Annotated in this window: 15 protein-coding genes; 3 read left to right on the forward strand and 12 right to left on the reverse strand. The window is 44.8% G+C overall.

From position 1 onward, the window contains the following. Nucleotides 1–554 precede the first annotated feature (554 nt). From RID09_RS22415 to RID09_RS22450, 8 genes are all read right to left on the reverse strand, one after another. The gene (locus tag RID09_RS22415) at nt 555–3,494 is read right to left on the reverse strand and encodes a leucine-rich repeat domain-containing protein (RefSeq protein WP_446338131.1); all 2,940 of its coding nucleotides are present in this window, start codon (nt 3,492–3,494) and stop codon (nt 555–557) included. Between the two features lie 279 nt (nt 3,495–3,773). Further along, entirely contained in the window at nt 3,774–5,423 is a 1,650-nt protein-coding gene (locus RID09_RS22420) for an ABC transporter substrate-binding protein (protein ID WP_446338132.1), read from the reverse strand. 220 nt (nt 5,424–5,643) lie between these two features. Beyond that, nucleotides 5,644–6,786, reverse strand: coding sequence for an AI-2E family transporter (locus RID09_RS22425; RefSeq protein WP_446338133.1), 1,143 nt, complete (start codon nt 6,784–6,786; stop codon nt 5,644–5,646). Between the two features lie 139 nt (nt 6,787–6,925). After that, the gene (gene cobA / locus RID09_RS22430; RefSeq protein WP_446338134.1) at nt 6,926–7,699 is read right to left on the reverse strand and encodes a uroporphyrinogen-III C-methyltransferase; all 774 of its coding nucleotides are present in this window, start codon (nt 7,697–7,699) and stop codon (nt 6,926–6,928) included. 314 nt (nt 7,700–8,013) lie between these two features. Further along, nucleotides 8,014–9,456: an HlyD family efflux transporter periplasmic adaptor subunit gene (locus RID09_RS22435; protein WP_446338135.1), complete on the reverse strand. Its 1,443-nt coding sequence runs from the start codon at nt 9,454–9,456 to the stop codon at nt 8,014–8,016. Nucleotides 9,457–9,693: 237 nt separating this feature from the next. Continuing rightward, the gene (locus tag RID09_RS22440) at nt 9,694–10,299 is read right to left on the reverse strand and encodes a hypothetical protein (protein ID WP_446338136.1); all 606 of its coding nucleotides are present in this window, start codon (nt 10,297–10,299) and stop codon (nt 9,694–9,696) included. Nucleotides 10,300–10,382: 83 nt separating this feature from the next. After that, nucleotides 10,383–10,640: a mersacidin/lichenicidin family type 2 lantibiotic gene (locus RID09_RS22445; RefSeq protein ID WP_446338137.1), complete on the reverse strand. Its 258-nt coding sequence runs from the start codon at nt 10,638–10,640 to the stop codon at nt 10,383–10,385. Nucleotides 10,641–10,858: 218 nt separating this feature from the next. Next, nucleotides 10,859–11,035, reverse strand: coding sequence for a hypothetical protein (locus tag RID09_RS22450; RefSeq protein ID WP_446338138.1), 177 nt, complete (start codon nt 11,033–11,035; stop codon nt 10,859–10,861). A gap of 513 nt (nt 11,036–11,548) precedes the next feature. On the opposite strand from RID09_RS22450, the gene RID09_RS22455 reads away from it, so the two are divergent. Further along, nucleotides 11,549–11,791: a mersacidin/lichenicidin family type 2 lantibiotic gene (locus RID09_RS22455; RefSeq protein ID WP_446338139.1), complete on the forward strand. Its 243-nt coding sequence runs from the start codon at nt 11,549–11,551 to the stop codon at nt 11,789–11,791. Between the two features lie 165 nt (nt 11,792–11,956). Here RID09_RS22455 and RID09_RS22460 read toward each other — a convergent pair whose 3' ends face one another. Next, a complete protein-coding gene (locus RID09_RS22460) occupies nt 11,957–12,130 on the reverse strand; it encodes a mersacidin/lichenicidin family type 2 lantibiotic (protein ID WP_446338140.1) in 174 nt (57 codons plus the stop codon). Between the two features lie 252 nt (nt 12,131–12,382). Between RID09_RS22460 and RID09_RS22465 the strand changes: the two genes are divergently transcribed. Further along, nucleotides 12,383–15,745, forward strand: coding sequence for a type 2 lanthipeptide synthetase LanM family protein (locus RID09_RS22465; protein ID WP_446338141.1), 3,363 nt, complete (start codon nt 12,383–12,385; stop codon nt 15,743–15,745). A 181-nt stretch (nt 15,746–15,926) separates the two neighbouring features. Beyond that, nucleotides 15,927–18,080 (forward strand): peptidase domain-containing ABC transporter, encoded by a 2,154-nt coding sequence (locus tag RID09_RS22470; RefSeq protein ID WP_446338142.1) that lies wholly within the window; start codon nt 15,927–15,929, stop codon nt 18,078–18,080. A gap of 471 nt (nt 18,081–18,551) precedes the next feature. Here RID09_RS22470 and RID09_RS22475 read toward each other — a convergent pair whose 3' ends face one another. From RID09_RS22475 to RID09_RS22485, 3 genes are all read right to left on the reverse strand, one after another. Next, complete coding sequence (locus RID09_RS22475; protein WP_446338143.1) at nt 18,552–18,707, reverse strand: hypothetical protein; 156 nt, start codon at nt 18,705–18,707, stop codon at nt 18,552–18,554. 14 nt (nt 18,708–18,721) lie between these two features. Then, complete coding sequence (locus RID09_RS22480) at nt 18,722–20,395, reverse strand: GTPase (protein WP_446338144.1); 1,674 nt, start codon at nt 20,393–20,395, stop codon at nt 18,722–18,724. Between the two features lie 159 nt (nt 20,396–20,554). Next, the gene (locus tag RID09_RS22485) at nt 20,555–23,122 is read right to left on the reverse strand and encodes a GTPase (RefSeq protein ID WP_446338145.1); all 2,568 of its coding nucleotides are present in this window, start codon (nt 23,120–23,122) and stop codon (nt 20,555–20,557) included. Nucleotides 23,123–23,489: the final 367 nt, after the last annotated feature.

Raw genomic sequence — 23,489 nt, forward strand, 5'->3', positions numbered from 1 at the left:
AAAGTTTTTCACCTCAAGTCTGTATCCTATGATGCTTTTTACGTTTAAAATGGGCGCACGTCGGTCATTGGTGTCAACTTAAGCTAAAAAAGAAAGCAATACCTTTATCTGACCCCACCCTAAGCCTCCCCTTATAACGGGGTGCGAATCGGGTGGGAACCGAAATGTAACAGTTCCCCCCTTAGCATGGGGGTATTATGGGGGTTTATTTTCAAGGTAAAGAGATTCAACATTTCACACGGAAAGCTTTTCCCCTTAAGTTGACACAGATGCACGTCGGTGCACCCCTACAATGGTAATTCATCAATTCAGGTGTGCCATGCCACTACATCCTTTGTAAGTTGTAGGTTGGGTTTCGACTTCGCTCAACCCAACGGAATCTAGTAGGGTGGGCACTGCCCACCAAGCCTTAAGTCGAATGTCGCTGACTTAAGCTGGTTTTGTAGTAGGCACTTTAGTGCCATAAGCGCTCGCATCGCTGACTACAAACTCTAAAGTCACTACCATTCGGATTCGGTTTTATATCGATTTTTCTAGATGGCGTGAAAAGTAAGTTAGAACTGGGGCATTTTCGACTGACGATTCTGATAGTGTTTTTCACATAACCAAAGGTAGTCCCCGGTATAGGTTGGAAGTCGCTTAAGTCCCAACCGTTGATGATGAGTATCTTCCTCATTTAAGAAAGAATGTAACGCCAAAATTCCCGAACGTTCCGCTTGAGTAAGTAAGCCATCTCGCATCCCGACGGTTCCATCCATCAGGAGTTTGTTATCGCTGAGAATCGTATTGGTTAACTCCTTCATTATCTCCAATTGAGATTGAAGATTACTGACTTTCATAAACTCTTCGCCAAAAAACATATTCGCGGCGGGTGCGGTAATTGGGGTTAATGTTTTCAACACCCCCGCAATCAAATTAGCGTAGGGAGCCACTTTTTCCACCCATTCACGCGGCGCTTTAAACTCATAAATTCCTTTATCGATATCATGAACAGGATGCTGACAATTCGGTTCCTCACACCACAAATGCAGCCGATACTTTTTACTCGTCAACCGTCGCCAGTTCCCTTCCCTCGGTTCCAGGGTAAACAGTCGCGGTCCCCGTTTAGATTCGCTGGCGACGGCTTGCATAATCCCCATTACATAGTTGGCGATGCGGCTTTCAAATTCCTGGAGATTCTGCTGAATTTCGGTAAAGCCGCGCTCAAGTTTAATTTCAATGCGACTCAATTGTTCTCTCGTATCTTCCTCTTCCAAACCGAAGAGTAAATCAATGATTTTGTGGCGGGTGCGACAAAACTGACAGGGATAGTGAGTATCCCCTTCCTCCAGAAACTGGCGTAATGCACCAATTTCAAACCGTCCCATACAGGCTTTCCCCTGAATCTTAGTGGGACAAGGAACGGCAAAATAATAACGACCCTCCAATCCGGGCCAAGTATCCGAAATCAGCTTTTGTAGCGTTTGCTGGAGTATATTGGTAAAGTATTCGGGCCACACCGCCTCAGTATACAGATGAAGTTCTCTGTCTCGCAATTCCAGCATCGCCTCGCCATGGGTTTTATTCCGCAGGAACATCCCCTTTTGCCAGTGTAATCGATGAGTTTTCCCATCCGGTTCATGGCGTTGATAGATATAGTCATGGGTGCGAACAATCATCCAGGGAATTAGTCCCGGTGGCGATTCTTCCATCACACAAACGGTAGCAATTCGACGCCGATTATTCGCGGGTTCTTCCTCCGGTAGCCAGGGGAGATTGGGACGAATTTGGGGTACGTGTTGCGCGACTATACTGGCGGTTCCGTCTTCTAAACGGTAGGAGACATCGTATTTTTCCATCAGTCGCAGGAAGAAGGGATACAATTCTGACGGGTAGCGAGTTTTCCCATCGGCTGGATGGTTCCACCATACCTCTAGTAAGCGATTATCCGATAAGATACCATCCATTTCTTGAGTGGTGCGGTCTTCTAGAACAAAACCAATAGCTTTAGTTAACCATTCTGGCTGTAATACCACATCATCCTGTAACCGTTCATCCTCACTGTAGTAAACGATATACCCTAAATCATGCATCAAGTCAGCTAAGGTTTTTGTGGCAATATCATTTAGACCATGAGTTGAGCCGACTGTGGTAAATTCTGTGTAGGAAATCCGAGGTTTATTAATTGCCAAGAGTGCATCCCGTGACTCTCGCCATGCTTTATTTAGCACCACTCCCATTTGGTCAAACGATTGAGCGGTTTCAGCAATGATTTGTTTGAGTTTTTCAATACCCACCTTTTCCCCAGTAGCGGGGTCATCGACTAAACTATCCACCTCATGAAAGCCAACAATCATGTCACCAAAATCGCGTTTGAGGACAGGTTTATCGATGCGTGCAATATGTTGACCGGATTGGCAATAGGTAGAAATAATAATTACACGCACCTCATCGCCAACTCGCAGCTGTAGCAGTCTTAGCCAGTCTTCCACTTGGCATTGCTGCACACCCCGGCGTGGTTCCCAAACGAGTAAGTAGACGGAACGTTTACTGAAGAAAAATTGGTGGGTAACACGATAGACTTCCTGACCACCAAAGTCCCAAGCATTCAGCTTAATTTCAACGTTTTCTTTTTGAGGATGGGGTAGATGGAGCGCTTGAATTTCAATATCAACTCCATGAGTAGTTGGTTCATTGGTTTGAGGGTCTTTACCTGTTAGTGCTTTCAGCAGGGTGGTTTTTCCTACTCCGCCTTCACCGACTAAAACTAATTTTGCTTCGTAAAACTCTTCACGTTGGTCGGGTTCTTGTATACTTCTTAAATAGGCTTTTAGTTCGTCTAGTCCGCTTTGATAGGCGCTTTTGACAACAGGGTTAAGAGGGTTATTATCTAAAGCCAGCAATTGAAGGTTAGTTAATTTACCAATACATTCCGGTATCTCTGTTATCTGATTTTCCCATAAAGCCAGCTTTTGAAGGTTAGTTAATTTACCAATATATTCCGGTATCTCTGTTATCTGATTTTTCGATAACTCCAGTAATTGAAGGTTAGTTAATTTACCAATACATTCCGGTATCTCTGTTATCTGATTTTCCCATAAAGCCAGTAATTGAAGGTTAGTTAATTTACCAATACATTCCGGTATCTCTGTTATCTGATTTTCACCTAAAATCAGCAATTGAAAGTTAGTTAATTTACCAATACATTCCGGTATCTCTGTTATCTGATTTTCACCTAAAATCAGCTTTCTAAGCTTGATTAAATAGTCGATAAATTCTGGTATTTTTGTTATTTGATTACCATTTAAATTCAGGTATTGAAGGTTGGTTAAATGACCAATGCATTCCGGTATCTCTTTTATTTGATTATAATCTAAATCCAGCCTTTGAAGGTTATTTAATTGACCAATACATTCCGGTATCTCTGTGATACCTATACCCGACAAATCCAGCTCTGTTGCCCCTTCACGGGCTGCCTTATCGATAATTTCAAGTAATTCTGCTCTATCCGTCATTCTATCTCGTCCTCACTCAAAGCCACCCGAAAAGGATTATGGCATCTCTTAACTTGGCACGACTCAAGCTAGTCTCTCGCAGCTTTCCACCTCTACCACCTTAACTGATAAATTCCGCAATGGGAATCTTCCCCGTTACCCGCCTTCGAGACTTTCCCAGCAGCGATGAGATCCAATTGCCGAGATTGTAGAGACGTTGCATGCAACGTCTCTACAGGGTTTTAGGGATTTATTGTCTCATCTAGACTCCCTAGTTTTAGTGTCTATCGACTTACGGTATTACATTTTAATTAATGTCTCAAACGTTTCTGAACCTAGGGGACTGGGTGTCCACCCGGTAACAGTTTTGCGTTTAGCTAATAAGGGTTGGGAGTGAACGATGGGTAATCGGACGGCTTCTTGGGCTAAAATTTCATCGACTTGGGCATAGATTTGAGTTCGTTCTGCTTGATCATTTGTCGCCCTTCCCTGTTCTAAAAGCTGGAGAACTTGCTCATTTTTCCAGCCGCCTAAATCCTCAGTTGCGCCGGGACCAAAATGAGCATAGTAAAAGTTATCGGGATCACCATAATCTCCTGTCCATCCCAACATAAAGGCTTGAAATCCTGGTGATTTTCGCCGATCCTCTAAATAGGCTGCCCAATCTTTAGTTTGTAAGTTGACGTTAATCCCAATTGCACTTAATTCGGCGGCTATCGCTTCCGCGATGGGCTTGGGTGTGGGAAAATAGGGACGACTGACGGGCATATACCATAAATCCAGGTCAAAGCCATCAGGATACCCTGCATCAGCAATCAGTTGTTTGGCTTGTTGAGGATTGTAGGGATAATTGATAATTTGCTCAGACTGATACTCCGAGAGAGACGGTGGGGTAAAATGATTATCATGTTGACCCAATTCTCCCCAGAAGGCGGGGACGATTTCTGAGGTGTTAATAGCTTGCGCGATCGCACGACGTACTTCTACCTTAGAAAGGGGTTCATAGCTGGGATTTAGCGCCAAATAGCCGACGTTAAATGAGGGGCGAAATACGGCGTCTAGGTTGGCATCATTTTCAATTTCGGCTAGTTGATCGGGGGATAAATCTACCGTAAAATTAATCGTACCTGCTCGTAATTGAGCTAACCGTGCCGAGGGATCAGTAATGAAGCGAATCACCAACTGATTAGACTTCGGTAACTCAGGTTTCCAATAGTTCGGATTCTTTTCTAGAACAATGCGATCGCCAGTCCGCCATTCTTTAAATATAAATGGTCCCGTACCCACTGCCAAGGATGCTGGAGTGCCATAATCCGCCCCCGCTTGTTTAATCGCATCGGGACTGGCAATCCCAAAATAACTCGAAGATATCGCCGCCCCAAATGCGGCAAAGGGTTGCTGAAGGATAAACTCAATGGTATTATCATCCGCGACAACAATATCTTGTAAAATTGAGTCCGGACTTCCCTTATACCCGCCAAACAAATTCGCCCAAATCTCGTAATTTTTCCCTGCATCCCGATACCCAAACTCACTGTCGGGATTCCACCAACGTTCTACATTAAACCTTACCGCTTCAGCATTAAAATCGCTACCATCGTGAAATTTAACATCCTCGCGTAGCTTAAATGTCCACGTTTTCCCATCCTCAGATACCATCCACTCCGTCGCCAACCCTGGTTCTAACTCCGTGGTTCCCGGTTTAATACTCAGCAAGGTATTATAGATTTGATGCTGTACAACAATAGAATTACCGTCGGTAATATTTCCCGGTTCCAGGTTCACCGGTTGTCCACCCGAACCATAAACTAGGGTATCAGCAGGAATCGTGGGACTATCGCTAGTTTGGGGAGAGGGACTATCACAATTCGCCAGCCCTAACGCCAAAGCCAAGCCAATAATACCTAACAGAATAAACCGAATCAGCGATCGCCGATTGGATGCGTTCATACTTTGCCTTACACAGGACACAACAAAACCCTTAAACTCTCATCAACTCTTACCTTACGTTCGTAGTCAGGGCTTTAGCCTTAAAATTACAACCGATTGCCATACACCACTAACTCCCTCTGCGTTCTCTGCGTAAACCTCTGCGTTCTCTGCGTTAAAAAAAAATAATGACTAACAGATTTAATCCTACAGCCTTTCTGGGCGCACGGGGCGTGCGCCCCTACATATCTTGAACCAACTCAGCCGATGGATTCACCCCGGTATTGCGATCCTTTCTCGCCTTTCTTACCTCCCCCAAAGCCTCCTTAATCACAACAGCAGTGGGTACCGCTACAATCACGCCCAATAATCCTCCCACCCTTACCCCAATTAACAGGGAAATAAACACCCAGAACGGATTTAATCCTGTAACACGACCAAAAACTCTCGGCGCTAATAAATTTTCCACAAGTTGCTGAAAAACCACCGCCACCGCTAATACCTGAACCCCTAAGCCAATATCTCGCAATGCTACAAGTAGCGTGACTAATGCTATACCCACAGAACCGCCAAAGGGAACAAGTGCCATGACTCCAATCGTAAAGCCAAATAGCAGACCAAAAGGAACTTTAAGTAAGACAAATAGCGAAATTAACCCCGACGCCATACAGGTGGCAATAATTAGCTGCCCGATAAAGTAGTTTTGGAAGCTTAAACGTAGGGTGTTTGACGCCGATTTCTGCAGTTTCTTAGGTAACCAATCAATTAAACTACGCCAGACTTCGTGACCATGCTGAAGTAAATAAAATGTGGAAATAATGGTTAATAATACATCCAAAACCTTAGTTACGGTAAACACCGCTAAATTTAGGGTAAGATTCAAGGATTTAGAGGCAATAATTTGCAGTTGTGCTTTAAGTCGGTCATTAATTTGAATAATTAAACCATCCAAACTAATCGGCAAACCTAAATCTTCAATCCTCTGATCCAGCATGATAAGCTGACGCCGCCCGGAATCGAACCATTCGGGTAAACGACTCACCAGTTGTTGGGCTTGAGTAATAACCAGGGGAAACAGCGTTACGCCAATTGCAAACAACAGCAACAGCGCGACTAGAAAGACGAATAACGCGGCTAATCCTCGCTTAATTCCCAGGCTTTCCAACCAACTTACTGAATAGTTCAACAGGAATGCTAACAGAGAAGCCACTAATACCGTGACAAGTAGGGATTGAAAATAAGCGAAAATTTCCGAAAATGCCCATGCATTCAACACCGCCAAGGGTGCAGCCAGGGCGATGACTAATAACCGTGATTGGGGAGTTAGGGACTCCCACCAGCGCATTAACTTGTTTTTGGGTGTGGATGACCCGGAATTGACCATCGATAGCAAAAGGCAGAAGGCAGAGGGCAGAAGGTGTATTATGGTGACGTGGGTGCCAGAGCCGTTAAATCTGTCCTTTATGGCTACAGCTAATTTTCCCCGTTAGGACGAGTATAGCGATTTCCACTATTCACTAATCCTAACTAAAAATTATAGGTTGGCATTGGCTCAAAATTTGCTGTAGATTAACAACATCACCAATAACCGCGATCGCAGGCGCTTCAAAGCCAGTTGCTTCTACTTGCTGCACAATGGTTTCCAGGGTGCAAATTAGGTGTTCTTGCTGCGGTGTGGTTCCCCAGCGAATTAGAGCCACGGGGGTGGCTGGAGAACGTCCGGCGGCGGTAAGTTGTGCCACGATATTGCCCAGATTATGCACCCCCATATAGATTACAATGGTTTCACTTCCCTGTGCGATCGCCTGCCAATTGACTTGGGGGCGATATTTACCTACGGCTTCGTGACCGGTGACAAAGGTGACGGATGAACTATACTGGCGATGGGTCAAGGGAATCCCCACATAAGCGGGTGCTGCAATCCCCGACGTGATACCTGGAACCACTTCTACCGACACACCCGCCCGAATTATATCCTCCATTTCTTCCCCACCGCGCCCAAATACAAAGGGATCACCCCCCTTGAGGCGTACCACAACGGCATTAGTTTTGGCTTTTTCAATTAGCAACTGTGTGGTTTGTTCCTGGGGTAATGAATGACGCCCGCGCCGTTTTCCTCCATTAATCTTTTCCGCCTTCGGGTTAATCATTGCCAAAATAGGCGCACTGACTAAAGCGTCGTAAACCACCACATCAGCATGTTCTAACAAGGTTTTACCTTTGAGGGTAAATAATCCGGGATCTCCAGGACCTGCGCCGACTAAATAGACTTTACCGAGATAGGTGGGTTGATTCATGATCATTCAATAAAATTGTCAATTGCAATTCATCTATATTCTCTACCCTCATAAGTTACATTCATTGAGATTGATGAATGGCACTAAATTAAGGGTAATCTCGCGCTCATCGTATAGCCAGGAAATAAATTTCTGGAACCAATCTATAATCTATAGGGAATGCCCAATTCATCTAGTTACTTAAGATACATAATACTAGCCAAAATGACGTTTTTGCATGTAAACTATGCGACTTTAACATTTCTCACTTGATGTGGTGCTTATAAATCAGTCAGTAATCTCGCTTTTGTGAGAATGAAGGTCAAAACCGTTTCTTATGTGGTAATAATATCGGCTCTCCCTTCCATACCCGATTGAATCGGACAATTTTGCCCAGTAGAATTCAACTGGAAACGTTCGGGTTCAATTGTCACATCATAAGCAGGACTCGCTGTATTTGTATTACTGCCCACAGAAGTATTAACACCATTGGAGTGAGGTGCGATCGCGTCTGGAGAAATGGTGCTAACTGTCCCGGGAAGCGTACCGTAGTCGGGATAGGAACAGGCAGAGACGCGCATTTGCACCCGTTGACCTGTTTTTACTTTACCGATATCCTGAGAGGGTACTAGGGCTTTAATCACTAAGGGCGCTTCACTGGGAGCAATTTGTGCGATCGCCTCTCCTGAATTGACGACTTGTTCTCGGTTGCGGAGATTCAGTTGTTGGATAATCCCAGAAGCTGAAGCACGAATCACAGTACCCGTGAGTTCAGTTTCCACCTGTTTGAGTTCATTCCTATCTCGGTTGAGTTGGTTCTGGAGTTCCACCTGACGCTGGATTAGTTGTGAGTGTTCTTGGTTTAATCGGGATAGACTGGCTTCGCCTGTGGCGCGTTCTTGGGCGATTTTCTCTAGGGCTATGGCGACGGTAGCATTACTGGGGTTCAGGTGGACCAATGCCCCTGCTAGTCTAGCTTGGGCTGCATCGACGGCGGAGGCGAATCGTTCGATGTCTTGTTTTTGGGCTTCAACGGTGGCTTTTTGGGCTTCCAGGGCTTGTTCTTGTTGAGTGACAGAGAGTTGGGCTTCCTGGAATTGATCCTCAGACAGGGCGCCCAATTCAGCAATGGGTTTGTAGCGATCGCGTCTAGCTTTGGCGGCGTTTAAGGCGGCTTCGGTGGACTTTAAATTCGCCTGAGCTGATTTTAGCTGTGCTTGTTGTCGTTGTAAATCTTCTTTGGCTTGATTTAAATTGGCTTCGGCTTCTTGAACTGAGGTTTGGGTAGTGATTTGTCTATCTCGATAATCCCGTTGGGTGTGGTTGAGTTCAGCTTTGGCGGAAGCGATGGTGCGTTGGGTGCGATCGCGTTCGGCGCTAATCTGTTTATTTAGGGCAATAATCTGGGCGTCGATTTGCCTAAGTTGTTGTTGATTTTGTTTCAGATTACTTTGTAGCTGGCTTTTTTGAGTTTGGAGGCGGGAGTCGTCAATGGTAGCAATAATATCCCCTTGTTTAACAGGTTGGTTTTCTTTTACCTGGATACTTTTCACGGTTCCTTGGGTGGCGGTTTGTACCAGACGCAATTCACCCGCTGGACGAATTGTGGCAGGGGCTTTTACGGTAATATTGTATTTGGTGAAAGCGGCAAGAGCTACAGCGATTCCACAGGTTCCCACTAGAAACAGTCCGCCAAGGGTTGTCCAGCGACTGATTGGCGGGAGAAACTCATCGCTTTGAATCGGGCGGAGAACCTGAGGGTTAGATTCACTGAGCATAATAAATTAGCAAGCAAAATTTTAGATTATCAAAGCCCATCCCATTCAGGTTAATCTTAACCCCCCTTTATCCCCCCTTGCCAAGGGGGGATAGCAAAGCAAAGTTATTCGATTTCCATCGCCCTGAAGTGAGTTCCCTCCCCTTGATAAGGGGAGGGTTAGGGAGGGGTCTTTTTTTAGGGTTAGGGAGGATTAGTGTGGTTTATTCATGCTTCCCTGACAACGTTTCCTTCAGTATCAAAGTTCATAACTATCCACAATAAATTGGAAAATGCCCAGCAGTTTTTCCAGTTCATTGATGTAATAGCGCGGGTTATCCACGAAAACACAATTGCCCTCTAGCTTCAAAAATTGCCAATCTTCCCCCGTGGTTACACAGCCGTAAATCCTAGAAATTGAGTTATCTTCTAGCTCGTTAAAGCGTTGCGCTCCCAACATTTGAGCAATGCACTGACCTAAACCACCTTTGATATCGCTTTTCTTCGCTTCTACCAAAGACACAATCGGAGCCTGCATCGTCAGAGAAACGGGACTTTTAGCCAAGATAAAATCACATTCTCCTTTCAACCCTTGCTCATCGTCTACATCGAGCTTTTCGCCAGAATAGATGGATAGTTTATTCGGATTTCGTCGTTCTAGCTCAATTAAAATGGGGGCAATAATAAATTCGGATCGGGCTTTTTCACTGGAGGAAGACAGAGCTAATTTAAGGCTGTAGCTAAGGGTTTCCTGTAGCCAATTACTTGGTTCTAAGGTGGCGACATCACTGAAAAGCTGAACCGATTGTTCGGTTAGTCCAAAAGCTTTTTTAACCTGAGTCAATGAAAAATCGCTGTATGCCATAGTAGCAGTTCGGAACTAGACGAGGATTGTCCAACGACTATTTTTCCAATTTAGATAAATATTTCTAATTAAGTATCTTCTGGTTAATCGATTACACTCTGACCAAAATACCAGTCTCCTGTGAATATACTCTTATCAATGTGTGCTATTGTGCCGGGATCTTGATCGGTTATACTAATTTGAAAGGGTGCATACCCACCAGTCACCGCTTCCATCTGTGCATCTGTTAGTTCTTTAATTCGTCCAGTCCGGTTCTGCGGTAGCTGTGTTCGTTGCTCTTTACTCAAACTCCTGTAGTACTGCTTATCTTTCCCAGCGTTGATGATATCTATGTGTGGCATAAGATTATTTATCCATTTACTACTTATTGCTGACTACCCTACCTGTCAATCGTCAGTCAATTTCATGTAGGGTGGGCAAGCATTATAAAGCTTGAAACACTTGTATCATTATTATTTGCTCTTGCCCACCTCACGGTTACTTCTGGTTTATTAGCAGAATGGCAAAATCTCAGTTACACCTCAGTTATATCGAACAGAGGTTTCTAATCAGATAGGCGTTAAGGATACAGAAATATCACGGCTAGCTTCGACAAAACACCAGTTTGCTTTATCTTCAAACTAGGTGGCGGTAAAGGTACTGAAATACCACCTCCCTTAATTGCTTCCATCTGTGCATCTGTCAACTCCTGGCTTGAACCCAGTTTTCCCACAAACTGCTCTGTTGGTTTCTCCATTATCTGTTACCTCTACTCATAAATTATCGGTCTTTCTATCTCAATCTTTATCTCCACATTGATCATCTAGAACAAATGTTTTTCTACCTCTACTAATGCACTATCAGTCACACATCTCTCCTGCTAAATGACTGAGTATTTCTACTTAAACCAGGATTTAATTCATGCTCATGACTCCTGCTCTGGATACCATGATGGAGCAACCATGGTTTGACATAAGGTAAGATTGTCCTACTGTCTAGGAGTCAAATCAAGTCTAGTAAACAATAAATTTTAAATCCAATGACAAAAAACTTCAATCAGTATTTTTACTCAATCTAGTTGTTTGACTAGCCAATTCTCTTCTATCACGGTGGTTTTGAGAATTTTCAAAGATTTATATTTGTTTACATTTAAATACTGATTTACACCTTCCTATTTAACGAAATATAAAATTATTGCTCAAAATGCTTGTCGGCTGCTAAACTGTCTAAACGAAGCAGTTATGTGCAGTAAAAATTAAGGATTAAAACCATGTCTAATATCGATATCATTCGCGCTTGGAAGGATGAGGAGTATCGCAACAGCTTAAGCGAAGAGGAGCGTAGCCAACTGCCCGAAAATCCAGCGGGCATGATTGAACTTTCGGATGATGCGGCGCAAGCTGTGGCTGGTGGTAAATTCGTAGCCAATTTGCCAGCAGTATTCGGGTTTAAAACAGACGAGTACCCAGCATGTGGCTATGCCACCAAGCAAGTTTTCTGCCTACGAATTTGAACAAAAAGAGGAGCATTTCACCTTTGTAGGTTGGGTTGAGGTACGCAACCCAACTTTAGGGTTAGCTTGAGCGATCGTTATGTGCTTTTCCTAACAGGCTCCCAACAAAAATGCACGTTGCTAGAGGGGCGATACATTAGAGGATTGACTCAGACTTGAATGTTCCTATTTGGTATCATGTCCTCGCTTTAACGCTTCCATCTCCGTATCTGTTAGTTCCTCTGTTAGTTCTCCCATAGGCCCAGCCGGGTTCTCCGGTAACTGCGCCCGTTGCTGTTCACTCAGATTCCTGCGATATTCTTCATCTTTCCAAGCGCGGATGATATCAATGTGTGACATAATATTTTACTACTGTATAATCGTCAACAAACTCAATCAACTAAACTGTAAACTTCAAGATTTTAACCGTCAATAAGTATTTTGGCTTAGTTAGCTAAAAATCAAAAAATATTAAAAATAGTTAAAACTAATTAACATCAACTCAGGTTTATAATGGGGTTGCTTTTGAGGATTTAATGAGTCTGAAGTACCACTGCTAGCTGCGTTTAGGATTAACATAAGTTTACATAATTTGCCGAATTTACTCCTGCCATGGATACGATAGATAAACCTAACGTCCCATCTTCCGCCTGGTATCAAGCCGTCACCTTGATTGAACGCATGGCATCGCTGAATTCAGTTGAAAGGAATACAGAGAATAGCAAAGTTGATACGGATTTAGCTGAGCGTAGAAGAGAGCGCTGGCAATCACAACCCCCTTTCAACACAGACTCATACTTCGCTCAACGTCTGGCAATTGATGGCATGACTGAGGATGAATTTATTTACCTCCTCGGTGAGCCAATGGAAGCGGTAAAAAATCGTTTACCTGATGTTCCCGATTGGCTACAGGAGTTGGCAGATGGATTTGCCAATTATACTGACGCTAATGCTAGCGTAATCCCGCCTCCAGAAGAGTTGGGAGAGCAAAAAGAAGCGGGTTTTTTGTACGCCATTGAGCCGCTAATCAACCAAGGGATTGAGCGGCTAAAAAAAGGAATTGAATCGCTGATTCAGAACCAATCAGATTTGCCCTTTGACCCCAATACAGTAGCCGGGTTGCTATTTGCCAATCTGCCAGGGGAATTGCTGTGGAGGTTGAGTCGCACAATGGTGCTGGAATTGAATGTGGCTCGTCTACAAGGACAATTGCAGGGCGATACCCCAGAGGAACGCTTTTTCAGCTTCTTACAACGCTTGCGCGATTTCCTGCGGAATAGCTTCGCTTACCGCGACATTTCCCTCCCTCTACTCCAAGAGTACCCGGTTCTGGCTCGACAAGTGGTTATCTGTATTAATCATTGGGTCAGATTTAGCCTGGAATTTATCCAACATCTTTGTGCTGATTGGGAGGCTATTGGCAGTACATTTACGCCAGAAACAGATCCAGGTGTATTAGTACAAGTAGATACAGGTGCAGGAGACAAACATCGAGGCGGGCGTTCGGTAATCATTGCTAAGTTTAGTTCGGGTTTTCAGATAGTCTATAAGCCAAAATCTCTAGCAATAGACGTGCATTTTCAGGAACTCCTCACTTGGCTAAATGAACGGGGCAATCACCCCCCATTTCGCACCCTAAATGTGATGAATCGCCATACCTACGGCTGGGTAGAATTTGTTCGCACCCAAGCTTGTAATTCCCCAGAAGCCGTTGAGCGTTTTTACCAACGGCAAGGGGGCTACTTGGCATTACTTTATGCTATGGAAGCAATGGATTTCCACCAGGAAAATTTAATCGCAGCCGGGGAAGATCCAGTTCTAATTGACTTAGAATCCCTATTTCATCCGGAAAGTGAGGGATTTGATACTCAAAAATCATTCGTTGTTGCCAGTAAGAGGATGGTTGATTCAGTTTTACGGGTAGGATTACTACCGCAGCGAATTTGGGCAAATCGGGAATCTGAGGGGGTTGACTTCAGTGGTTTAGGGGGTGCCCCAGGGCAGATGACGCCAAATCCTGTACCGTCTTGGGTGGGAACAGGTACGGATGAGATGCGGTTGACGAAAGAGCGGATGGCGATGCCAGGAAGTCAGAATCGTCCTAAGCTTAATGATACTGAGGTTAATGTCCTCGACTACACCGACGCGATCGCAACTGGGTTTAGGGATATTTATCAGTTACTCCTGAATCACCGAGACGAGTTATTATCAGACCATGGCATATTAACCCGGTTTGCAGAGGATGAAGTGCGGGTGATCTTGCGCCCCACCCAAACTTATGGGTTACTATTACAGGATAGTTTTCATCCCGACTTGTTACGAAATGCCTTAGATCGCGATCGCTTTTTTGATCGCCTTTGGCAAGAGGTTACCCGTCGCCCGCATCTGACAAAAGTAATTCCGGCTGAACGCGATGATTTGTGGGAGGGTGATATCCCGATGTTTACCACACGCCCCAATTCCCGCCATCTGTGGCGGAGTACCCATCCCTCCATCCCTCCCTTTCAAAGGGGGGTAAGGGGAGATAAAAAGAGGCTGGGGGAGAGGTTAACCAACCCACAAATTGCTGATTTTTTCACCGAATCGGGAATGACACGGGTGCGACGCCGCCTACAGCAACTGAGTGCAGAGGATTTAACTCGCCAACTGTGGTTTATTCAGGCTTCCCTGACAACCTTGTCAGTGGATGCAGATCGGGCAGGATGGACAAGGTATCATCTTAAGGAAACCCAGACTCGTGTCACTGGCGAACAACTTTTAGCGGCGGCTTGTCGAATTGGCGATCGCTTGGAAACCTTAGCCTTGCGGGGTGAGGAAGATGTTACCTGGCTGGGGTTAACCTTGATTAAGGAACGCCATTGGACATTGTTACCCTTGGGGATGGATCTCTATGATGGTATACCAGGGATTGCTTTATTCTTAGCTTATCTGGGCGCGATCGCAAAGGAGAAACGCTACACTCAATTGGCACGAGTTGCCTTAAGTTCCATTCAACATCAGATAGCGGAAAATCCATCATCGATTCCCTCGATTGGGGGGTTCAGTGGCTGGGGCGGGATTATCTACACGTTTACCCATTTAAGTGTACTGTGGCAGCAACCGGAACTCTTAGCTGAGGCGGAAGGATTACTCGATCATCTCACAGAACGAATTGAAAAAGACGAACAATTCGATATAATCGGCGGTGCGGCTGGGTGCATTGGCAGTTTACTGAGTCTGTATCATTGCAATCCATCTCAACGCACACTTGATATAGCTATTCAATGTGGCGATCGCCTGTTGGCTTGCGCTCAAACGATGGCGGTGGGGATGGGTTGGATGCCCGTTGGTGTGGGCAAAAAGCCCCTGACAGGATTCTCCCACGGTGCAGCTGGGATAGCCTGGGCGTTGCTGGAACTTGCTGCTGTCACAGGGGAGGAGCGATTTCAGGAAGCTGCACAGGATGCGATCGCTTATGAACGCAGTCTCTTTTCCTCAGATGTCGGGAATTGGCCCGATCTACGCGAATTTGAGACTACCGTGCTTTCTGGAAACCCAGGACAAGTCAATTATATGACGGCTTGGTGTCACGGAGCGCCAGGAATTGGATTAGCTCGATTGCGCTCTATGCCTCATCTGGAGGATACCGAAACTCGTGCAGAAATCGACACCGCCCTCAAAACCACGCTTACTCAAGGATTCGGGATGAATCATTCCTTGTGTCACGGTGATCTGGGTAATCTAGAATTATTACTGCAAGCCCGTCTTACCCTCAATGATCCTCAATGGCAGGATCATCTGAACCGTTTGAGCGCGATGATTCTCCAGAGTATCGATGAATATGGCTGGCTGTGTGGAGTACCTTTAGGCGTCGAAACACCAGGATTGATGACGGGGCTGGCAGGAATTGGTTATCAACTGTTGCGATTAGCCCAACCTAATTATATTCCCTCGGTGCTGGTGTTGGAGTCTCCAGAACTCAACAATAGCCATTAGAATACCAGCAATGTCTAGCTGGGATAAAACGTTAATTTTGATTATTCAAGCAGTGTTCAAATTTTATGAGCATTTAGTCTGAGGAGGTTGTAATGACATGATAGAATGCCATGACCTATGCCCAAAGGTTTGTACACTTAACCATAGGACGTATAAAAGTTAAGTGAGTTAGCAATAAGGAGTGAAGAAATATCAGAGTGTTCTCCAACACAGCGAAGAAGACTGTGGTGCTGCTTGTCTGGCGACGATTACTAAACATCACGGGCGTACCTTTACCATTAGTCGTATCCGAGAAGCTGTTGGTACGGGACAACAGGGAACCACTTTATTGGGATTAAAACGAGGCGCGGAAGCCCTAGGATTTAACGCCCGTTCCGTTAAAGCCACCCCGGAAATCCTCGACAAATTAGATCAAGCCCCCTTACCCGCCGTCATTCACTGGAAAGGCTATCACTGGGTTGTATTATATGGACAACGGGGCAAAAAATACATCATCGCTGATCCCGGTGTAGGTATCCGTTATCTGTCCAAAACCGAACTCGCCCAAGGTTGGTTTAATGGGGTAATGCTTTTACTCCAACCCGATGCGAGTCGCTTTTTTAGCCAACCGGATGATAGCGATAAACCCAGTGGTTTTCTCCGCTTCTTCAAGCGAGTTTTACCCTATCAAGGAATTCTCGGCGAAGCCTTATTAATTAACCTAGTTCTCGGTTTACTTTCCCTAGCTTACCCCTTTTTCATTCAAATTCTCACCGATGAAGTGTTGGTACAGGGGGATACCCAATTGCTAACCGGAGTAGTAGTTGCGGTGATGATCATGAACCTGGTGCAAAGCAGCCTCCAACTCGTACAATCGAACCTCATTGCCCACTTTGCTCAACGCTTAGAATTGGGACTCGTCCTGGAATTCGGACGGCAAATTCTACGCCTTCCCTTAAGTTACTACGAATCCCGTCGTAGTGGCGAAATCGTCAGCCGTCTCCGCGATATCCGTGAAATTAACCAACTCGTCTCCCAAGCCATTATCAGCCTCCCCAGTCAGTTTTTTATTGCCCTGGTTTCCTTGGGATTCATGCTGTTCTATAGCTGGAAACTGACAATAGCGGCGGCGGTGATTGCTGTGTTAATGACTCTTTCCACAATCATTTTTCTCCCCACTCTACAACAGAAAACCCGCCGACTTTTAGTCACCGATGCCGAAAACCAAGGAGTTTTAGTCGAAACCTTTAAAGGCGCACTCACCCTAAAAACTACCAACGCCGCCCCCCAAGCCTGGGAGGAATTTCAAAGTCGTTTTGGTCGCCTTGCTAATATTACATTCCGCACGATTCAAATTGGCATTTATAATAATGTATTCTCTGGATTAGTCTCCAGTATCGGTAGTATTGCCTTACTCTGGTTTGGGAGTCGCCTAGTCATTGAAGATGAATTAACCATCGGTCAATTGCTGGCATTTAACAGCATGAATGGTAACTTTACCAGCTTCATTAAAACCACAATTACCTTTGTGGATGAATTCACCCGTGCTCAAACCGCAACCGAACGATTAACTGAAGTCATCGACGCCACTCCAGAAACCCCAGATGACAGCAAAAAACCCTTTGCCAAAATTCCCGACGCGGCGGATATTATCTGCACCAATCTTAACTTTCATCATACCGGACGAGTGAACCTACTCACGGATTTTTCTCTCACCATTCCTGGCGGTAAAGTCACTGCATTAATCGGTAAATCTGGCTGTGGTAAAAGCACCTTAGCCAAACTCATCGCCAGCCTCTATTCACTGCAATCGGGCAATATTCGCATTGGCATTTATAATCTCCAGGATCTCTCCTTGGACTGTTTACGACAGCAGGTTATCCTGGTTCCCCAAGAACCCCATTTCTGGAGTCGTTCCATTTTAGAGAATTTCCTCTTCAGCTATCCCAACGCCACGTTTGAGCAAATTGTCACCGCCTGTCAAATTGCCAATGCTGATGAATTTATTAATCAACTTCCCGATAAGTATCAAACGGTTTTAGGCGAATTCGGTGCGAATATTTCTGGGGGACAACGACAGCGACTAGCCATAGCTAGGGCAATTGTCACTGAGCCCCCGATACTTATTTTAGATGAATCAACAGGCGCTCTTGACCCCGTAGGCGAAGCAGAAGTTCTAGACAAATTACTCTTTCATCGCCAAGGTAAAACCACAATTATGATTAGTCATCGCCCTCGCGTGATTAACCGCGCCGATTGGATTGTACTCCTAGAGAATGGACAACTCAAACTAACGGGAACTCCCGATGAATTACGCCGCTTGGAAGGAACTCATCTAGACTTCATCAACCCTTAAGTTCGTAGTTGCGCTGTCTTCGCCATAAACTGACGTGGCACGCCTAAAATAGAGCAATAATAATTATTTTATCGGGTCACTAGGGATCGGGTATCGAGAATTATCTGACACCGCCTACATTTAGACAAGGGCGAGTCTAGACAAGTTAATTCTAACACCGCCTACTATGAACAGCGACTCGCCCCTACAATAAACCGGGATAATTCCTACAATCCCAATTTACTCTAAATTACCCGACTAATCTATCCAGATAAAAGATTGTTAACGGGTAGATAAGTAATACCAAATCGGGGTTAGCTACCCCCGTTATAACCTAGTCCGCGTAGGCGGACTTTGTTTGTGTAGCAGCGATTTCAATCGCCGTGGCAAAAGGGGGTAATAAAGGCGGATTTGGTATAATAGGATCATTAACTTTTGGTAAAAATACGCGATCGCTCATTGGGAAGAGGCAAAGACATCGCAACTATAAACTTAATCAGATACTAATCGTCCCACCTCTGAGGCTTTGCGAATAATAATTTTATCCCCTGGATTAACCCTCACTATTGTGGGATTATTATCCGCCACCAACTGTCCCGCCTCCCGCGTAATTTCCAAACTCAGTTCTCCGGTTTCATCAAACAACAAAACTGAATTTTGTATTACCTGTCATCTGTTCCTGAGACAGCCGCTGAATTTACAGTTTCTTTGCTAATATACTGCAAAATTCGCTCAAAGTCACGGCGAATTTCAGCTAATTGTTTCACCTCTTTGTTGGAACCTGCGATCGCGTCTATTTCTTGCTGCCGTTTTACGCTAATTTGTTGCTCAATTTGGCGATAGGTTTGTTGCTCTACTTCCCACAGTTTAAGATTAATTTGATTTTCTAAATATTTAGCAATTGTCTGAAATTGAGTTGTAATATAACGGATAATATCGTTCATTTGCTTTTCCATCTGTGCTGTGGATTCCCGACTATCTGATTCAGCTTTTTCCGAGAAAAGGATTGTCGCTGAACTCAAGAAATGCGAGATATGAACAATCGGAGTCATTGCTTCTACCGTCTGCCAAGGTTTGACTTGAAACTCGGCTAAATTCTGGGGAGAGTTTTCTGAGATCATCTTAACGGTATCCCTAAAATTTTTCAACCAATACAGTTGATGCTGGATGCGTTGTGCCTTTTTAGAGTTATCTAAATTTTCAGTATTCTGTTGAATATTTTCCCATGATTCTAGCAAAATTTTCACGAGGTTTCCTTTCAAGATTGTACCGACATGCTCGTGCAGGGATATCATCGCCTGCTTCAGAGTATTAGCTATTTGTTGTCCCGCTTGTTCATAATGCTTTTGGATATTCAGTTCCGTTCGCTGAGTCAATTGTTCAAAGTTAAGTTGGCTACCCAAGGCTAATTGCAGGATATCCCCTTCTTGAATAATCGCGGCAGATAGACGCAGAATTATCCCCTGAATCTTGGTACGCAGGCGATGGCGTTCTTGGTGTAGAATTCGATTTAGGCGGGTAAGAATTTCTAAGAATACGGAGTCTTGGGGGGTGGTACGACTGATGTGGAATTGCGCGTCATCCACACAGCTTAAGGCGATGCGAATGGGTGTATCAAATCGGCTCAAATACCCTCGCTGTTCGACAAAAGTATTCAATGTCTCCATTAAGGTGGAAAAACGACTCACGTCTATCAGAAACTTATCCCCTGCATCGATTCCTTCACAGTAGTCTTTTGCATCAATAAAACAGATCGGAAATTCATCAAGATTATAGGGATGTAAGGCTTCCGTCAAACTGCGGCGGTAGTTAGCCATTTTTTCACTATCATCACCCGCCTCATCAGACATTTTATTAATCACCAGCATCATTTTCCAGTGATAGCCCTGATGGTAGGCTAACTGCTTAAAATTTTCCACCGTTATGGCGTCAAATAGCATTGAGGTAAGACAGAAAACCAACAAATCTGCCTTCGCGATCGCGCCATAAGTTATTTCATCATGATCCTGCCGTTCTGTAAAGAGTCCAGGGGTATCGATAAGTTCTATTCCCTGCCAATTATAATGGGTGATCTGATCCATTGTGATATCTGAATGAATGGCAATATCCCGTCGCCCTGTTAAAGCTGAAATGAGGGTAGATTTTCCCGCCCCATATTGTCCCACCACCACAACACTCAGCATTCCTTGATGGCGATAGGTATTGAGTTCATGGCGTAGTTTTTGACGAATTTCAGTTAGAGGCGTTTGGTTTATTTTCGCCAGATATTTGTCAAATTTGATACAGGCTGTCGTTAACTTAGACGCGACAACCACCGATTTAAATTGATTCGTCATTCGTCATTCGTCCTTTGTCTTATGTCTTATGTACAGTCGGGGCGGGTTTAGTTACATCTGGGTGTAACCAAAAAGATAGTAGTGAAACCCGCCCCTACACAATTTTCCCTATCTCCCGATAACTGATAACTGATAACTGATAACTGATAACTCCCTCATCTACTGAAGGCGATGCATAGACACATCTTCTTGCAAAATTCGATTAATTTCCTGGCTGTCTAGATAAGATTGGACTTGAAATTTGGTTTGAATATTAATCTGTTTACCAAACTCCCGTTTTACTTGGGTAATTGTTTTGTTAATTCCGGCTTCAGTTAAGGTTTCATAGTTTCCTTGACACCAATCGACAATCCGCTTACCATAGGCGACATTAAGCCGATTAATCGTATCATTGAGTTTTTGCTGAGGCTGATGAAACTGCTTTGACATTAGCTCAAATTCTTGAATCAGTCCCTCAATATACTGCATAAGGTTACCTGCTACATGGCGATAATAGCCGCGAAAATTATCAGCCGCTTGTTCGGTGATCTGGCGCTGACTCTCGCGAATTTGAGGAACTAATAACTTAGACAACCGTTGAACGGCAAAATGGCGTTTTTGTTCGCGAGTTGTAAAAACGCCCAAAATGCTATTGAGCACAACTGCTCCCATCATCACTGTTTTGTTCACCGGGGGACTAAAATGAGTAACGACAGTTTGGGAGAGTCTCAGGAAACTACCGCCAATTTGTGCCGCATTATCGCTGTACAGATCAGAAATACTGGGGAAAAATCGGAGATTATCCCCACCCATCTGAGCCATTAATTGTAAGTCTGTTCCCAGTTCGGATAAGGCGATTTCTACATCCCGGTTAAAGTTTTGCACCGTTGTTTGATAGGCGTGTTGCAGGCGATCATCAATTTCCAGGGCTTGCAGTTTATAGTCCCAATTTTGTCTTAAGCTTTCCTGACTAAAATTCCAATTGGATTCAGCAAAATCGGGTAAACTGTTGAAAATATCTTGAAAAATGCTGGCAATTTGATACTGGAGAAATTCCAGATGATCCTTCCCCGCTTGTTTAATTTGCGCCTGTAAGGTTTCCCGTTGACGGGTGAGGGTAGTACTCAATTGTTGATAGCTTTGACTTTTCTGACTCATCCAGTGGTAGGGGCGTTCAATCGTACCCACAGTGGAACCCAGAAGCGTTTGCGATCGCCGAATTGCGCCATGCTTAACTAGGGATTCGCGGATGGAGTCTAAAAAGTCCTGGATGCGACTAGCTTTGAGCAGTTTTTCCCGATTGGCTTGGTGTTCGGGTTCCCTTGCCATTTGCGCCGCTAGCAGCATGACGGGGATAATATCAAAGTAGTCGTTGGCATAATGGTTTTGGGCATAGCGATGGATGCGATCAATATGTCCAGCAATCCCACTACTTCCCTCTGAGGTAAAGAGTTTATCAGGATTTTTTAAGAAGTAATCTAAGCGACGCGGATCACGTAGGTTATATTTAAGGTTGAGCAGAATAAGTAAGGGTTTTGCTTTGGCTTTTAATTGCTGCAAGAATTGGAACTCAGTTTCTTGGATGCTGTCATTGGTAACAACATAACAAATCAGATCCGATTCCTCAATCACACTGGCGACAATTTCTTCTTCGCTTTTCCCTCCCGGTGCGCCAATTCCTGGGGTATCGATAATGCGAATATTCTTCCAATCATACACTCGATTAAAGCGAGTCGTGCGCTGTCCCCCACTACCAATCGCTTCCCAGCCTTCACCAATAATAATCGCATGGAGGGTACTTTTGCCGACTTTGGTTTTCCCCATACAGGCAAGACTAAAATGGTGCAGAGCGCGTTGTTTTGCCCACAGGGATTCGCGTACAGAGTTTAATTCTTGCCCAATCTCGGTGGCTAAGGTTTTTTGGGTTTGATTTAAGTGATTGATCAGTTCTTTCGTGGTTGGGTTCGTTGGCTGCTTTTTAATGGTTTTCTGGAGGTTTTCGAGGGTGAGTTGTAGGGTTTGATTTAAGCTGATTAACGTGGATTCAGTATCCGTGAGTGCGGTTTCAGCGAAGCGATAATCTTCCCCAGCGATCATACTATTGCGTTGTACCGCTTCTTCGTAATCGGGTCCAGCTAAGAGGATTTGTCGTTGCAATTGGACAATGCGGCGTCCCAGAGTTTCGGGGGCGAAGGTAGCGAGTTTGGCGATTAAGGTGCGGGATAAGATAGACTCTGCACCCATGAGTAAAATCGCGCTGAGTGAGAGTTTTTCGGTGTGAGAATCCCTGCCTTTTTGCCGATTGGCTTGCAGGGTTTGGGCTTGAGTTAGCATCTGTTCCACCTCTGTCGCATCCCAGCGCCAAATTTGCGCCACCTGTGCAATCATTTGCTGTTCGAGAGGGGAAAAGAGTCCATCGACATAAGCCAGCGCCAGGAGTTGCTGCATGGCTTCCCGTTGTTGTTCCTCTGGGATTTGCTGGGCGATGTCCTCTACCGGGAGGAGGGTTTTCTCTTGGGTGAGAATTTTCTCCATTTCTTGGATTGTCTGTTTTCCCACCTGAGTTTGATCTGCCAATTCATGCAAGAGTTTCGACTCTTCCCGATGAATTTGGCGATCGGCGCAGACGAGATGGGTGAGTAGGAGAAAGGGGTAGTCGAGGGGTTCACTAGCCATGGGAGTGGTGTTGGGTAGGGTTACCTGGGGGTAAATGCCGGAGGTTAGGGATACCATGATAAAGGAAAGCACAATAGGTTCTCCTATACAGTTCCCAGGGAAAGCGATCGCGAACCGGATGCTTTGACTGCAAACACACCGAGGGGAGATGGCTAAACGTGAAAATGGTTATCTTACACCAAGCCAATTAATTTGATGGAATTACCAGTCTTTGTAGGGTGGGTTAGGCGGGAACTGAATGATGGTACGTAGCCGTTAAATGAACTATCCGCCGTAACCCACCAAATTGTAGTGGAGGACAACCCGACTAACTTGAATAGATTGGTGTTAATGATGGGACGTAACCGTTACATTAACTATCCACCGTAACCCACAAAATTGAGTAAAGGGCGACCCGACTAACTTGAATAGATTGGTGTTTTTGATTAATGCAGGCGGG

It is taken from the genome of Coleofasciculus sp. G1-WW12-02 (genome assembly GCF_040219735.1).
GTDB lineage: Bacteria > Cyanobacteriota > Cyanobacteriia > Cyanobacteriales > Coleofasciculaceae > Coleofasciculus.

What these genes read in the sequence shown, in the direction of transcription:
- cobA (WP_446338134.1), bottom strand. Translation starts at nt 7,699, where the DNA reads ATGAATCAACCCACCTATCTCGGTAAAGTCTATTTAGTCGGCGCAGGT.
- RID09_RS22440 (WP_446338136.1), bottom strand. Translation starts at nt 10,299, where the DNA reads ATGGCATACAGCGATTTTTCATTGACTCAGGTTAAAAAAGCTTTTGGA.
- RID09_RS22445 (WP_446338137.1), bottom strand. Translation starts at nt 10,640, where the DNA reads ATGCCACACATAGATATCATCAACGCTGGGAAAGATAAGCAGTACTAC.
- RID09_RS22415 (WP_446338131.1), bottom strand. Translation starts at nt 3,494, where the DNA reads ATGACGGATAGAGCAGAATTACTTGAAATTATCGATAAGGCAGCCCGT.
- RID09_RS22465 (WP_446338141.1), top strand. Translation starts at nt 12,383, where the DNA reads ATGGATACGATAGATAAACCTAACGTCCCATCTTCCGCCTGGTATCAA.
- RID09_RS22450 (WP_446338138.1), bottom strand. Translation starts at nt 11,035, where the DNA reads ATGGAGAAACCAACAGAGCAGTTTGTGGGAAAACTGGGTTCAAGCCAG.
- RID09_RS22460 (WP_446338140.1), bottom strand. Translation starts at nt 12,130, where the DNA reads ATGTCACACATTGATATCATCCGCGCTTGGAAAGATGAAGAATATCGC.
- RID09_RS22435 (WP_446338135.1), bottom strand. Translation starts at nt 9,456, where the DNA reads ATGCTCAGTGAATCTAACCCTCAGGTTCTCCGCCCGATTCAAAGCGAT.
- RID09_RS22425 (WP_446338133.1), bottom strand. Translation starts at nt 6,786, where the DNA reads ATGGTCAATTCCGGGTCATCCACACCCAAAAACAAGTTAATGCGCTGG.
- RID09_RS22480 (WP_446338144.1), bottom strand. Translation starts at nt 20,395, where the DNA reads ATGACGAATCAATTTAAATCGGTGGTTGTCGCGTCTAAGTTAACGACA.
- RID09_RS22455 (WP_446338139.1), top strand. Translation starts at nt 11,549, where the DNA reads ATGTCTAATATCGATATCATTCGCGCTTGGAAGGATGAGGAGTATCGC.
- RID09_RS22420 (WP_446338132.1), bottom strand. Translation starts at nt 5,423, where the DNA reads ATGAACGCATCCAATCGGCGATCGCTGATTCGGTTTATTCTGTTAGGT.